A 13,147-nucleotide genomic window follows, 5' to 3' on the forward strand; every position below is an offset into this window, starting at 1 on the left:
CGCCCATGGGCGAGGACAGGCAGCACATCGTGGTGACGGGGGCGCGGGCCAACAACCTGAAGGGGGTGAACCTGCGCATCCCGCTGGGCGCGCTGACCGTGGTGACCGGGGTCTCCGGGTCGGGGAAGTCCTCGATCGTCTTCGGCACCATCGCGGTGGAGTCGCAGCGGCAGCTCAACGAGGTCTTCCCCGCGTTCATCCGCAACCGGCTGCCCCGCTACGAGCGGCCGGAGTTCGAACTGATCGAGAACCTCTCCCCGGCGATCGTGGTGGACCAGAAACCGGTGGGCGGCGGCTCCCGCTCGACGGTGGGCACCATGACCGAGGTGCACCCGGTGCTGCGCGTGCTGTTCTCCCGCTACGGGGAGCCGAGCGCGGGCCCGTCCAACTTCTACTCCTTCAACGACCCGCACGGCATGTGCCCCGAGTGCGACGGGCTGGGCAGCACGCTCCAGCTCGACCTGGACAAGCTGCTGGACCGCGGGAAGTCGCTGAACGAGGGCGCGATCCGGCACTCCTCGTTCGCCGTGGGCACCAACTACTGGAAGCGCTACGCCCAGATCAGCCGCTACGAGAAGGGCCGGGCGCGCGAACGGGACCTGGAGCCGGTCTTCGACCCCGACAAGCCGCTGGCCCGCTACACCCGCGAGGAGATGGACCTCCTGCTCTACGGGGAGGGCTTCCAGACGATCCGCCCCGACGACTTCGACAACGTGGCCATCAACGACTACGAGGGCGTCGTCCCGCGCTTCACCCGGCGCTTCATCAAGCCGGGCCTGGAGTCGCTCAAGGACAAGGAGCGCCGGTCCGCCGAGCAGGTCGTCACCGAGCGGACCTGCCCGGCGTGCCGGGGCGCCCGGCTGGCGCGGGCGGCCCTGGACTCGCGCGTCGACGGCCGCAACATCGCCGACTACTGCGCGATGGAGATCGGGGACCTGATCGCCGAGCTGGAGCGGGTCGCGGACCGCTGGGCGGGCCCGGTGGTCCCGGCCGCGCTCGCCTCGCTGCGGCGCATCGAGTCGGTGGGCCTGGGCTACCTCACCCTGGACCGGCCCACCCGCACCCTCTCCGGCGGCGAGGGGCAGCGGCTGAAGGCCGTGCGCCACCTCGGCTCGGCCCTGACCGGGATGACCTACATCTTCGACGAGCCGACCGTCGGCCTGCACGCCCACGACGTGGAGCGCCTGGGCCGGCTGCTGCTGGACCTGCGGGACAAGGGCAACACGGTGCTCATCGTCGAGCACAACCGCGACGTCATCGCCCTGGCCGACCACGTCGTCGACGTCGGTCCCGGGGCCGGTGCGGACGGCGGCGAGATCGTGTTCACCGGCACCGTCGCGGAGCTGGCCGACAGCGGGACCACGACCGGGCGGTGGTTCCGCGCGGAGCCGAACCTGAAGGCGGAGCCGCGCACGCCGACGGGCGCGCTGCCCGTGCGCGGCGCCCGCCTGCACAACCTGCGCGACGTCGACGTCGACTTCCCCACCGGCGTGCTGACCGCCGTGACCGGCGTCGCCGGGTCCGGCAAGTCCACGCTGGTGTCCCGGGTGTTCACCGCCGAGCACCCGCAGGCCATCGTGCTCGACCAGTCGGCCGTCGGCATCAACCCGCGCTCCACCCCGGCCACCTACACCGGCATCTGGGACACGGTGCGCAAGCAGTTCGCCAAGGCCCACGGGCTGGACGCGGGGCTGTTCAGCTTCAACGCCAAGGGCGCCTGCCCCGAGTGCCGGGGGCGCGGCACCGTCACCACCGACCTGGCCTTCATGGACCCGGTCACCACCGTCTGCGAGGTCTGCGACGGCCGCCGGTACCGGCAGGACGTCCTCGAACACCGGCTGAACGGCCGCAACATCGCCGAGGTGCTGGACCTGACCGTGGCGGAGGCCACCGACTTCTTCGACGACCCGGGCATCCTGCGGCGGCTGGCGCCGCTGCGCGAGGTGGGCCTGGGGTACCTGACCCTGGGCCGTCCCCTGTCCATGCTCTCCGGCGGCGAACGGCAGCGCATCAAGCTCGCCGACCGGCTGCACGAGAGCGGCAGCGTCTACGTCTTCGACGAGCCGACGTCGGGCCTGCACATGGCGGACGTCGGCAACCTGCTGGCGCTGCTGGACCGGCTGGTGGACGCGGGCAACACGGTCATCGCGATCGAACACGACCTGGACGTCGTCAAACACGCCGACTGGATCATCGACATCGGCCCCGGGGCCGGGGAGCAGGGCGGGCGCGTCGTGTTCACCGGCACCCCGGCCGAGATGGCCGACCACGCCGAGACGACGACCGCCCGGCACCTGCGTGCGGCGGCACCGCAGCAAAAGCGCTCCGGCGGCTGACCCCCGACCACTCCGCCCGGCGGCCCGGCACACCCCGCGGTGTGCCGGGCCGCCGCGTGCCCGGACCGCCGTCCTGCGCCGACCGACCCCGGGCCGCCGCCGCGCGCGCCGTCCGGACCCCCGGGCCACCGCCCCCCCCGTCCCGCGCCACCCGTCTCCCGCCGCCCCTCACCCGCCATCCGTCATCCGTCATCCGTCATCCGCCACCGTCCCTCCGATTTCCCCGCCGCGGGCGGCCACCGCCGCCGCGGCACGTCGTCGCTGCTGGAGGAAACGTGCACGCCAACCAGGAGTTGCCGGACGTACCCGCTCTTCCCGAGGCCTTCGCGGCCGCCGCCCGGGCCGCCGCCGACCGGACCGCGCTGGAGTACGGCACGTCCTCGCTCACCTACCGCGAGCTGAACGCCTCGGCCAACCGCCTCGCCCGCCGCCTGCGGCACGCGGGCGTGGCGGCCGGGAGCCGGGTGGGCGTCCACATGTCCCGCTCCCTGGAGCTCTACACGGCCTTGCTGGCCGTGCTGAAGGCCGGGGCCGTGGTCGTCCCGCTCAACCCGGCGCACCCCGTCTCCGTGCGGCGCGCGATCGCCGAGGAGGCCGCGCTGCCGCTGACGCTGCGGGACGTGCCGGCGGGCCTGGGCTCGGTCACCGTCGAGCACGACGTCCACGAGCTGATCGCCGAGAGCGCCGGGCTGGACGACGGCGACCCGGCGGAGCCGGTGGACCCCGAGAGCACCGCGTTCATCCTGTTCACCTCCGGCTCCACCGGGCGCCCCAAGGGCGTGCGCATCGCCCACCGGGGCATCGCCCGCGTGGCCCGGTACACCGGGGAGGTGGAGGTCCGCGCCGACGACTGCTTCCTGCAGACCGCCCCGTACTCCTTCGCCGCCTCCACCACGGAGATCTGGCTCAGCCTGCTGCACGGGGCCCGGGTGGTCGTCCCGCCCTCCCGGCTGCCCTCGCTGCCCGAGCTGGCGCGGACCGTCACCGAGCGCCGCGTCACCTTCCTCAACCTGCCGTGCGGCCTGTTCAACCTCCTGGTCGACCACCACCCCGAGGCGCTGCGCGGGGTGCGCACGGTGATCGTCAGCGGGGACTTCCCCTCCCCGGCCCACCTGGCCCGTGCGCTGGACGCGGTGGGCGGGACCGTCTACAACGCCTACGGCTGCACCGAGAACTCGGCGCTGACCGCCGTCCACGCCGTGACGGAGCAGGACCTGCGCGGCGGGGTGCTCCCGGTGGGCCGCCCGCTGCCGGGCGTGGGGCTGCACGTCCTGCGCGACGACCTCACCCCGTGCGCGCCCGGCGAGGTGGGCGAGCTGTGCCTCAGCGGCGCCGGGCTCGCCCAGGGCTACCTGGACCGGCCCGAGCTGACGCGGGAGAAGTTCCCGGTGCGATCCGGCACGCGGCTGCTGCGCACCGGCGACATGGCCCGCGCGACGCCCGAGGGCGAGGTCGTGCTCGCCGGGCGCGCCGACCAGATGGTCAAGATCCGCGGCTACCGGGTCGAGCTGCGCGAGGTCGAACTCGCGGCCGAGGAGACCGGGTTGGTGGAGCGTGCCGTGGTCCGCGCGGTGGAGGCGGGCGACCACCTCAAGGAGCTGGTCCTGTTCTGCACCACCGCGCACGGCGAGCCCCCCGGCACCGAGGCCCTGCTGGCCGAGCTGCGCGGCCGGCTGCCCGACTACATGCTGCCCGCCCGCGTCCACCACCTGGCCGAACTCCCGCTGAACCACAACGGGAAGCTGGACCGCATGGCCCTCCGGGAGCCCCGGGCCGTCCTGGTGGAGCCGCGCGCCGAGCAGCCCGCCCCCGCGGCCGGGGACCCGGTGGCCTCCGCCATCGTCGGCCTCCTGGTCGGGGCGACCGGCGGCGAGCGGATCGGCCCCGGCGACTCCTTCGTCCTGTCCGGGGCCAACTCCCTCCAGCTCATCCAGCTCGCGGCGAACCTCCAGGACGTGATGGGGGTCGACGTGCGGGCCGAGGACGTCTTCCGGTACGACAACGCCCGGGAGCTGGCCGACCACATCCGGTCGGTGCGCGAGGGCGGCTCGGAGGTGGCCGCACGTGACTGACGCCCTGCTCACCGTGGTCCTCGACCGGTGGCGGCACCTCACCGGCCGGCCCGCGGCGGCGGCCGACGACCCCTTCGACGCGGCGCACGGCGACGCCCTCGCCGCCGACCTGGGGGGCGTGCTGGGCCAGGAGCTCAGCGCGGCGGACGTCGCCGGGAGCGGCACCCCGCGCGCCCTGGCCGACCTCCTGCGCGCACGACGCCGCGCGGCCTCCCCCGGCCCGGCCGGGGGCGACGCGGGCCGGGGGCCGGCGGACGGCGGCCACACCGTGCTGGAGGCGACCGCCGGTCAGGCCGGCATCTGGTACGCCTGCGAGTACGGCGACCCGGCGGCGTACAACTCCCCCGTCCTGCTGCGCTTCCCCGAGCGTCTGGACCCCACGGCGCTGCGCCGCGCCCTGCGGCACGTGGTGACCCGGCACGAGAGCCTGCGGACCACCTTCGCGACGGCGTCCGACGGCCGGCTGGCGCAACACGTGTCGGCCGAGCCCCGCTTCGGGTTCGCGACGGCCACCGCGCGCGGCGAGGAGGAGGTGCGGCGCCAGGCCGCCCGCTTCGCCACGGTCCGCCTCGACCTGCGCACCGGTCCGCTCCTGCACGCGCTGTGCCTGGACGCCGGGCAGGACGGCACGGCCCTGCTGGTGAACGTGCACCACGCCGTGTTCGACGGCTTCTCCTGGTCCGTGCTGCTGACCGAGTGGCTGACCGCCTACCGGTCCTTGGCCGGCGGCGAGCGGCTGCCGCAGGCGCCGCCGCCCCGGCAGTTCCGGGAGGTCGTCGCCGCCCGGGAGCACGCGGAACCCCGGGCCGGTACGCCGTCGTCGGACTACTGGCGCGAGCACCTCGCCGGCGCCCCGGCCCAGCTCGACCTGCCCCTGGACGGCCCGCACGCCCGGGACGCCGACGCCCCGGGCGCGGAGGGCGTGCGGACGGTCCTGCCGGCCGCCGAGGCCCGCGCGCTGCGGGAGCGGGCCGCGGCCGAGGGCGTGACCCCGCTGATGGTCCTGCTCACCGCCTACGCGGTGCTGCTGCACCGGCACACCGGTCAGGAGGACCTCACCGTCGGCCTCCCGGTGTCGCTGCGCGACCGCGCGGCCGACCAGGAGGCGATCGGCCACCTGGTCAACACCGTGGTGCTGCGGCACCGGATCGCGCCGGGCGACACCGTGCGGGAGCTGCTGGCGCGCACGCGGCGGGAGGTGCTCGCCGCGATGCGCCACAAGGACGTGCCCTTCGAGGACGTGGTGCGGGCGCTCGCCCCGGAGGGCCGGGACGGGGGCCGCTCGCCGCTGTTCCGGACGATGGTCACGCTGATGCCCAGGGACCGCCGCGACCTGGGCCACCTGGGCCTGGGCGCGGACGCGTGGCAGCACGTCAGCGGCGTCCCCAAGTACGACCTGTCGCTGATCGTCGAGGAGGGCGAGCGGGAGCTGGGCCTGACCTTCGAGTACGACCCGGCCCGCTTCGGGGCCGAGGCGGTCGAGCGCTTCGTGCGGCGCTTGCGGACCCTGCTGGCGGACCTGCTGGACCGCCCCGGCGGCACGGTGCGCGAGCTGCGCTGGGTGCCCGGGGAGGAGCTGCGGGAGCTGGCGGCCGTCTGGCACGGGCCCGAGGACGACCGGCCCGCGCGGCGGTCGGTGCCCGCCCTGTTCGCGGAGCGCGTCCGGCACGCCCCGGACGCCGTGGCGGTCGAGGCGGTGGACGGCGCCACCCTCACCTACCGGGAGCTGGACGCCGCGGCCGGCCGGCTGGCCGGGGCCCTGCGCGCCCGGGGCGCCCGGCGGGGCACGCGGGTGGCGATCCGCCTGGAACGCGGCCCGGACGCGATCACCGCCCTGCTCGCGGTGGTGCGGGCGGGCGCCTCGTTCGTCCCGCTGGACCCGGCGTACCCGCGCGAGCGGATCGCGCTGATGCTCGACGACGCCCGCCCCGGGCTCCTGCTCACCCGGGGCGGCGCGGGGGTGCCGTGCCCGGCGGGCACCGACGTGTTCGACCTGGACGCGTGGGACCCCGCGGAACCGGACCGGGCGGGCGGCGCGGAGCCGCCCCCGCGCGCCCCGGGTGACGAGGCGTACGTCGTCTACACCTCCGGTTCGACGGGGCGGCCCAAGGGCGTCGTCGTCGAGGACTTCACCCTCACCAACCTGGTGTACCGGCAGGCGGACCTGTCCGGGCCGCACGCCGGTGCGCGCACCCTGCAGTACATGTCCCTCTCCTTCGACGTGTCGTTCGAGGAGATCTTCGCGACGCTGTGCGCGGGCGGCACGCTGGTCCTCACGGACGAGGAGACGCGCGCCGACCTGCACCGGCTGGCCGGGTACCTGCGGGAGCGCCGCGTGGGCCGGGTCTTCCTGCCCTACGTCGCGCTGCGGGAGCTGGCGTCCGTCGTCGTGCGCGACGGCGTCCGGCTGCCGGAGCTGGCCGAGGTCCACACCACCGGCGAGCAGCTCGTCGTCACCCCGGACCTGCGGGAGATGTTCGGCCGCCGCACCCCGGCGGCGCTGGTCAACGTGTACGGCCCGTCGGAGGCGCACCTGTGCACCGGGTACCGGCTGCCCCCGGACCCGGCCGACTGGCCGGAGCGGCCGCCGATCGGCCGGGCGGTGGGCGGGGTGCGGCTGCACGTCCTGGACGCCGACCGCCGTCCGGTGCCCTTCGGGGTGCCGGGCGAGCTGTACGTCGGCGGGCGCGTGCTCTCCCCCGGGTACCTGAACCTCCCCGAGCAGACCGCCGCGCGCTTCCTGCCCGACCCCGACGCGCCGCACCCGGGCGCGCGCCTGTACCGCACCGGCGACCTGGTGCGGTGCACGCCCGAGGAGGGCTTCGTGCACCTGGGCCGGGCGGACGAGCAGATCAAGATCCGCGGCTACCGGATCGAACCGGCCGAGGTGGAGGCGGCGCTGTGCGACCTGCCCTCGGTCACCGCCGCGGCCGTGGTCGCCGCCGAGAGGGGCCCCGGGGACCGGCGGCTCGTCGCGTTCCTGCGCACCGACGCCCCCGTCGACGAGGCCGCGCTGCGGCGCACGCTCGGCCGCACGCTGCCGGGGCACCTGGTGCCCGCCCGGTTCGCGCGGATCGACCGGCTGCCCACCGGGCCCAGCGGCAAGACCGACCGGGCCGCCCTGGCCGCGCGCGCGGCCGAGCTGCCCGCCCCCCGGCGCGAACCGGCCGCCGGGCGCCCGCTGACCGCCACCGAGCGGCGCGTCGCCGCCGTGTGGGCCGACCTGCTGGACGGCGCCGCCGTCGGCCCGGACGACGACTTCTTCGCCGAGGGCGGCCACTCCCTGCTGGCGGTGCGGCTGCGGCAGGCGCTCCAGGAGGCCTACGGCACCGACCTGCCGCTGAGCACCCTGCTGGCCGAGCCCACCGTGTCGGGCATGGCCGCGGGCGTGGAGCGGGCGCTGGCCGGGGAGACCACGGCGCGCGGGCCCGACCTGTGGGCCGACACCCGGCTCCCGGACGGCGTGGACCCGGCCGCCACCGTGCGGCGCGCCGACCCGGCGACCGCCCGGACCGTCCTGCTGACCGGGGCCACCGGCTTCCTCGGCGTCTACCTGCTGCGGTCGCTGCTCGCGGCCGGGTGCGTCGTCCACTGCGTCGTGCGGGCCGGCTCGGCGGAGGAGGGGCTGCGCCGCCTCCTGGACACCGCCCGCCGCTACCGGACCGGGGACGGGCTGGACCTGTCCCGGGTGCGGGTGGTGGCCGGGGACCTGTCCCGGGAGCGGTTCGGACTCGCCCCCGCGGAGTACCGGGAGCTGGCCGGGCGGGTGGAGTGCGTCTACCACGCGGCGGCGCACATCAACTTCGCCGCGCCCTACGTCTCGGTCAGGCCGACGAACGTGGACGGCTTCGCGCGGGTGGCCGAGTTCTGCGCCGACACCGTGCTCAAGCCGCTGCACCACATGTCCACGCTCGCGGTCTTCGCGCCCGGCGGGGCCGCCCGGGACATCGACGAGGACGCCGTGCCCGACACCCCCGAGGGGCTCGGCATCGGGTACGCGCAGAGCAAGTGGGTCGCCGAGCGGCTGGCGCTGGCGGCGCGCGAGCGCGGGGTGCCGGTCACCGTGCACCGGATCGGGCGGATCGGCCCGGACACCGCCAGCGGGGCCTGCCGCACGGACGACTTCTTCTGGCTCCAGGTCAAGAGCTTCCTGCGCCTGGGACTGGCCCCCGAGAAGCCCGGGCCGCCGGTGGACCTGCTGCCGGTGGACATCGTGGCCGACGCGGTCGTGCGGCTGTCGCGCGCGCCCGCCGCGCAGGGCCGGAACCTGCACGTCTTCCACCCGGTCGGCATGGACTGGGAGACGGTCTTCGCCGCCCTGGGCTCCCTGGGCAGCCCGCCCCGGCCGGTGTCCACCGAGGAGTGGCTCGGCGCGCTGGAGTCCGGCCCGGCCGAGGCCGGCGACCGCTCCCTGGCGAGCCTGGTGCCGCTGTTCCGGGAGGGGGCGATGGAGCTGGCCGACCACGCTTACGGCAACGACGGCACCGTGGCGCTGCTGCGCGAACTCGGACTCGCGCTGCCCGCCCCCGACCCGTCCTGGATCACCTCGATGGTCCGCTACTTCACCGAGACGGGCCAGCTCGCGGACGACCCCGTGCCCTGAGCGCGCGGGCGGCGCGCGCCACGCGCCGACCGCGCGCCCCGAGCCACCGCACTCCCGCGGGCCCGCCCGCGCCCGGCGGAACCGCCGAGGACGCCCGGCCGCCGAAGGCCACGTCAGGGAAGGACCCTCATGTCAGAAGCCAGGCGACACGTCAGGGCAGTCATCGTGGGAGCCGGCCCGGTGGGCTGCCTCCTCGCCATCGAGCTGCGCCGACGCGACTTCGAGGTGGAGGTGCACGAGAAGCAGTCCGCCGACGGGATGGCGGCCGTCGGCACCGGGCGGTCGTTCAACCTGACGCTCACCCTGCGCGGGTCGAGCGCCCTGCGCCCCACCCTGCGCGACCGCGTCTACGCGACCGGCTCGGTGCTCCAGCAGCGGATCGTGCACCACCGCGACCGCTCGCTGACCCACCAGCCCTACGGCGTCGGCCCCGACCACCACCTGCTGTCCGTGCCCCGCGCCGCGCTCCAGCGCGTCCTGCTCGACCAGGCGCGCGCGGCCGGGGCCCGGGTGTACTTCGGCCACTCCTGCGTCGCCGCCGACGCGCACCGCGCCGAGGCGGTGTTCGTCACCGCCGACGGCGGCGTCAGCCGGGCGCGGGGCGACATCCTGATCGGCTGCGACGGCGCGAACAGCACGCTGCGCCACGAGCTGTCCAAGTCCGGCGCCCGCATGCGCATCCACCAGGAGTACATCCCGCACGGCCACGTCGAGCTGAGCATGGTGCCCGAGGCGGCGCGGGGCCTGAGCGGGGACGGCATGCACCTGTGGCCGCGCGGGGACCACTTCCTGCAGGCCCAGCCCAACCGGGGCGGCACCCCGACGACCACCCTGTTCATGCCGGTGGAGAGCCGGGGCGGCGACCCGCGCTTCCGCTCCTTCCCCGACCGGGGCTCCGTGCGCGAGCACTTCGCCCGCGAGTACCCCGACATCGCCCCCGCCCTGCCCCGGGTGGCCGAGGAGGTGTGGGACGTGCCCCCGGCGCTGCTGAAGGTGGTGCGCTGCGCCCCCTACCACTACGCGCGGGCCGTGCTCGTCGGCGACGCCGCGCACACGGTCGTCCCCTTCTACGGGCAGGGCATCAACTGCAGCTTCGAGGACACCGAGGTGCTGTGCGGCCTGCTCGACCGCCACCTGGGCGGCACCGCCGACCGCCACGCCGCGATCCGGGCGGCCGTGGCGCGCTTCAGCGAGCTGCGGGTGGCGCCGGGGCAGGCGATAGCCGACCTGTCCATGGCCAACCTCGAAGAGCTGAGCGCCCGCATCGACGACGAGCGGTTCCATCTGCGCAAGGCGGTCGAACGCCGGCTGCACCAGCGCTACCCCCGCGACTTCACCCAGCTCTACCAGCTCGTCGCCTTCACCCGCGTCCCCTACGACGAGATCGTCCGGCGCAACGAGCGCGACGAGCGCCTGCTCGACCTGCTGTGCGAGCGCTTCGACCTGCGCACGCAGGCCGACGAACTCATCGCCTCCTACCCGCACTTCGCCCGCCGCCTGGACGCGGCGGGACCGCCCGCGCCGGCGCTGACGCCCGGCTCCGCCGCACTGTCGCACCCGGGAGACCCGTGATGGCCGACCAGCCCTACGACGTGGAACCGGACCCCCGCTACAGCGCCGAGGGCGCGCGCCCGGCGTCCCGGGCCGAGACGCGGCGCCTGCCGGCCGACGCGGAGCTGTACTAGGTCGCGACCGTGCGCCCGGACCCCAGGCCGCACGTGGCGCCCGTGGCCGGCGCCTGGCACGCCGGAGCGCTGTGGTTCTGCTCGCTGCCCCGGGAGCGCAAGGTGGAGAACCTGTCGGCCGACGCGGAGTGTTCGCTGCTGACGGGGACCAACGAGCCGGCCGGCGGGGTGGACGCCGTCCTGGAGGGCCGGGCGGTGCGGGTCACCGGAACCGGGGAGCTGGAGGAGGCCGCCGAGGCGTTCCGCCGCACGTAGGGCGCGCTGTGGGACTACGTCGTCGACGGTGCCGTGCTCAGCGGCTCCACCGGCCGCGCCCGGGCCTTCTCCGTCGCCCCCGTACGGTGTTCGCGTTCACCAAGAACCCTGTCGCGCAGACCCGTTGGCGGTTCGCAGACTGACGAGCCGGGGCCGTAACACGAGCGGCTCCTCGGCCTCCCCCAGCTCCGGGCGGTCGGCCCCCGCGCCGGGGACGGCCGCGTCCGGGCCCGGCGCCGACACCCCGAAGCGGAAGCCGACGCCGCGGACGGTGGTGACCCACTCGCTGTGGCCCAGCTTGCCCCGCAGGCTGCTGACGTGGGTGTCTATGGTCCGGCTCGCCTGGGCGCTGATCCGGTTGCCGGCCGGGTAGTCCCAGACGAGGAACATCAGCTCCCGCCGGCGGAAGACCCGCTCGGGCTCCGTCGCCAGCGTGTGCAGCAGGTCGAACTCCTTGCGGGTGAGGGGCAGGCCCCGCCCGTGCAGGCACGCCTCCCGCCGGGCGGGGTCGATGACGAGCGGGCCGAACTCCAGCCGCTCGCCCTCCCCCGGATCGGCCGCGCGCGGCCCGCGCGCGGCCTCGGTCCGGCGGAGGATCGCCTTGATCCGCGCCACCAGCTCGCGGGCCCGGTAGGGGATGTCGACGCAGTCGTCGCACCCCGCCTCCAGCAGCAGCACGCGGTCCACCTCGGACTCGTTCGAGGTGAAGCCGATGATGGGGACGTCGCTGTCCTGGCGCAGCGCCCGGCACAGCGAGACGCCGTCGAGGTCGGGCAGGTCGGTGTCGAGCAGGATGAAGTCGTAGTCGTGGTGGGTCTCCAGGACGGCCCGGCCGCTGGCGACGGCCTCGGCGTCGTAGCCGTGCCGGGCTAAGTCCCGTTTCATCACGTCCACCGAGGCGCAGGCGGAGGCCACCAGGATGCGGGGCGTGGGGTGCTCATGGCCGTTCCACACAAATCCTCCTGTCAGTGCTGTTCCGCTCGCGCGGCCGGACGGAGCCCGTGTCTGCATGCGCCTTCACCGCGTCGTCCGCGATATACCCGAAAAGTATGTGAGGTGCGTCACTTCCAGGTTTACATGCACCGTGCACCGAATGCGGGGAAATCGGTGGCCGACGCGTTCCGCTTCTCCCCCGGCCCATTCGCCCCCGACGTAAGGAGCAAGCCGTGCCCACCCGCATCCTCGTGACCGGCGGCGCCGGATTCATCGGATCGCACTACGTCAAAGCCCTGCTCGCCCCGGGCAGCCAGGTCCGGGTGACCGTGCTCGACCGCCTCACCTACGCGGGCAACCCGGCCAACCTCGACTCCGTGCGCACCCATCCGGGATTCCGCTTCGTCACCGGGGACGTGTGCGATCCACGGACGGTCGACGCCGTCGTGGCGGAGGCCGACGAGGTGGTGCACCTCGCCGCCGAGACCCACGTGGACCGCTCGATCACCGGCGGCCAGGAGTTCGCGCGCACCAACGTGCTCGGCACCCAGGTGCTGCTGGACGCCGCGGTGCGGCACGGCGTCCGGCGCTTCGTGCACGTCTCCACCGACGAGGTGTACGGCACCCTCGCGCACGGCTCGTGGCCCGAGGACCACCCGTTGCGCCCCAGCTCGCCCTACTCGGCCTCGAAGGCCTCCGGCGACCTGCTCGCCCTCGGCTACCACACGACCCACGGCCTGGACGTCCGCGTCACCCGCTGCTGCAACAACTACGGCCCGCGGCAGTACCCCGAGAAGATCATCCCCCTGTTCGTCACCCGCCTGCTGAGCGGGCGGACGGTGCCGCTCTACGGCAGCGGCGACCACCGCCGCGAGTGGCTGCACGTCGAGGACCACGTCACCGCGCTGGAACGGGTGCGCACGGACGGACGGGCGGGCGAGATCTACAACGTCGGCAGCGGCACCGAACTGAGCAACACCGAGCTGACCGGACTGCTGCTGGAGCACTGCGGCGCCGGCTGGGACCGCGTCGAACGCGTGCCGGACCGGCCGGGCCACGACCGGCGCTACGCGGTCGACACCACCAAGATCACCCGGGAGCTGGGCTGGGCGCCGCGCCACCGGCTGACCACCGCGCTGGCCGAGACCGTCGCCTGGTACCGCGCCCACCCCGACTGGTGGCCCCGCCCGGACGCGCACGCCCCGCTCCACCACTCCCCGGCCACCTGACCGGGCCGCCCCCGCGCCCGCCCGTCCCGCAAGG

The 13,147-nt window shown here is 75.3% G+C and carries 7 protein-coding genes; 6 read left to right on the plus strand and 1 reads right to left on the minus strand.

All coding sequences use genetic code 11. The features are described from left to right. The first annotated feature begins 5 nt into the window (after window positions 1-5). The 5 genes from OSB71_RS05345 (at window position 6) to OSB71_RS05365 (ending at window position 10,951) form a co-directional block, all read left to right on the plus strand. Window positions 6-2,336, plus strand: coding sequence for an excinuclease ABC subunit UvrA (locus tag OSB71_RS05345; protein ID WP_265944735.1), 2,331 nt, complete (start codon window positions 6-8; stop codon window positions 2,334-2,336). A gap of 275 nt (window positions 2,337-2,611) precedes the next feature. Next, window positions 2,612-4,408, plus strand: a complete 1,797-nt coding sequence (locus OSB71_RS05350; protein ID WP_265944737.1) for a non-ribosomal peptide synthetase — start codon at window positions 2,612-2,614, stop codon at window positions 4,406-4,408. Beyond that, window positions 4,401-9,011: a non-ribosomal peptide synthetase gene (locus tag OSB71_RS05355; protein WP_265944739.1), complete on the plus strand. Its 4,611-nt coding sequence runs from the start codon at window positions 4,401-4,403 to the stop codon at window positions 9,009-9,011. The genes OSB71_RS05350 and OSB71_RS05355 overlap by 8 nt, the downstream gene beginning before the upstream one ends. 129 nt (window positions 9,012-9,140) lie before the next feature. Continuing rightward, window positions 9,141-10,583 (plus strand): FAD-dependent oxidoreductase, encoded by a 1,443-nt coding sequence (locus OSB71_RS05360; protein ID WP_265944741.1) that lies wholly within the window; start codon window positions 9,141-9,143, stop codon window positions 10,581-10,583. Between the two features lie 122 nt (window positions 10,584-10,705). Then, on the plus strand, window positions 10,706-10,951 hold the full coding sequence (locus OSB71_RS05365; protein WP_265944743.1) for a pyridoxamine 5'-phosphate oxidase family protein: 246 nt from the start codon (window positions 10,706-10,708) through the stop codon (window positions 10,949-10,951). Window positions 10,952-11,047: 96 nt separating this feature from the next. Here OSB71_RS05365 and OSB71_RS05370 read toward each other — a convergent pair whose 3' ends face one another. Continuing rightward, on the minus strand, window positions 11,048-11,905 hold the full coding sequence (locus OSB71_RS05370; RefSeq protein ID WP_265944745.1) for a response regulator transcription factor: 858 nt from the start codon (window positions 11,903-11,905) through the stop codon (window positions 11,048-11,050). A 212-nt stretch (window positions 11,906-12,117) separates the two neighbouring features. On the opposite strand from OSB71_RS05370, the gene rfbB reads away from it, so the two are divergent. Further along, complete coding sequence (gene rfbB / locus OSB71_RS05375; protein WP_265944747.1) at window positions 12,118-13,113, plus strand: dTDP-glucose 4,6-dehydratase; 996 nt, start codon at window positions 12,118-12,120, stop codon at window positions 13,111-13,113. Window positions 13,114-13,147: the final 34 nt, after the last annotated feature.

This window comes from Streptomyces marinisediminis, from assembly GCF_026262575.1.
Classification (GTDB): Bacteria; Actinomycetota; Actinomycetes; order Streptomycetales; family Streptomycetaceae; genus Streptomyces; species Streptomyces marinisediminis.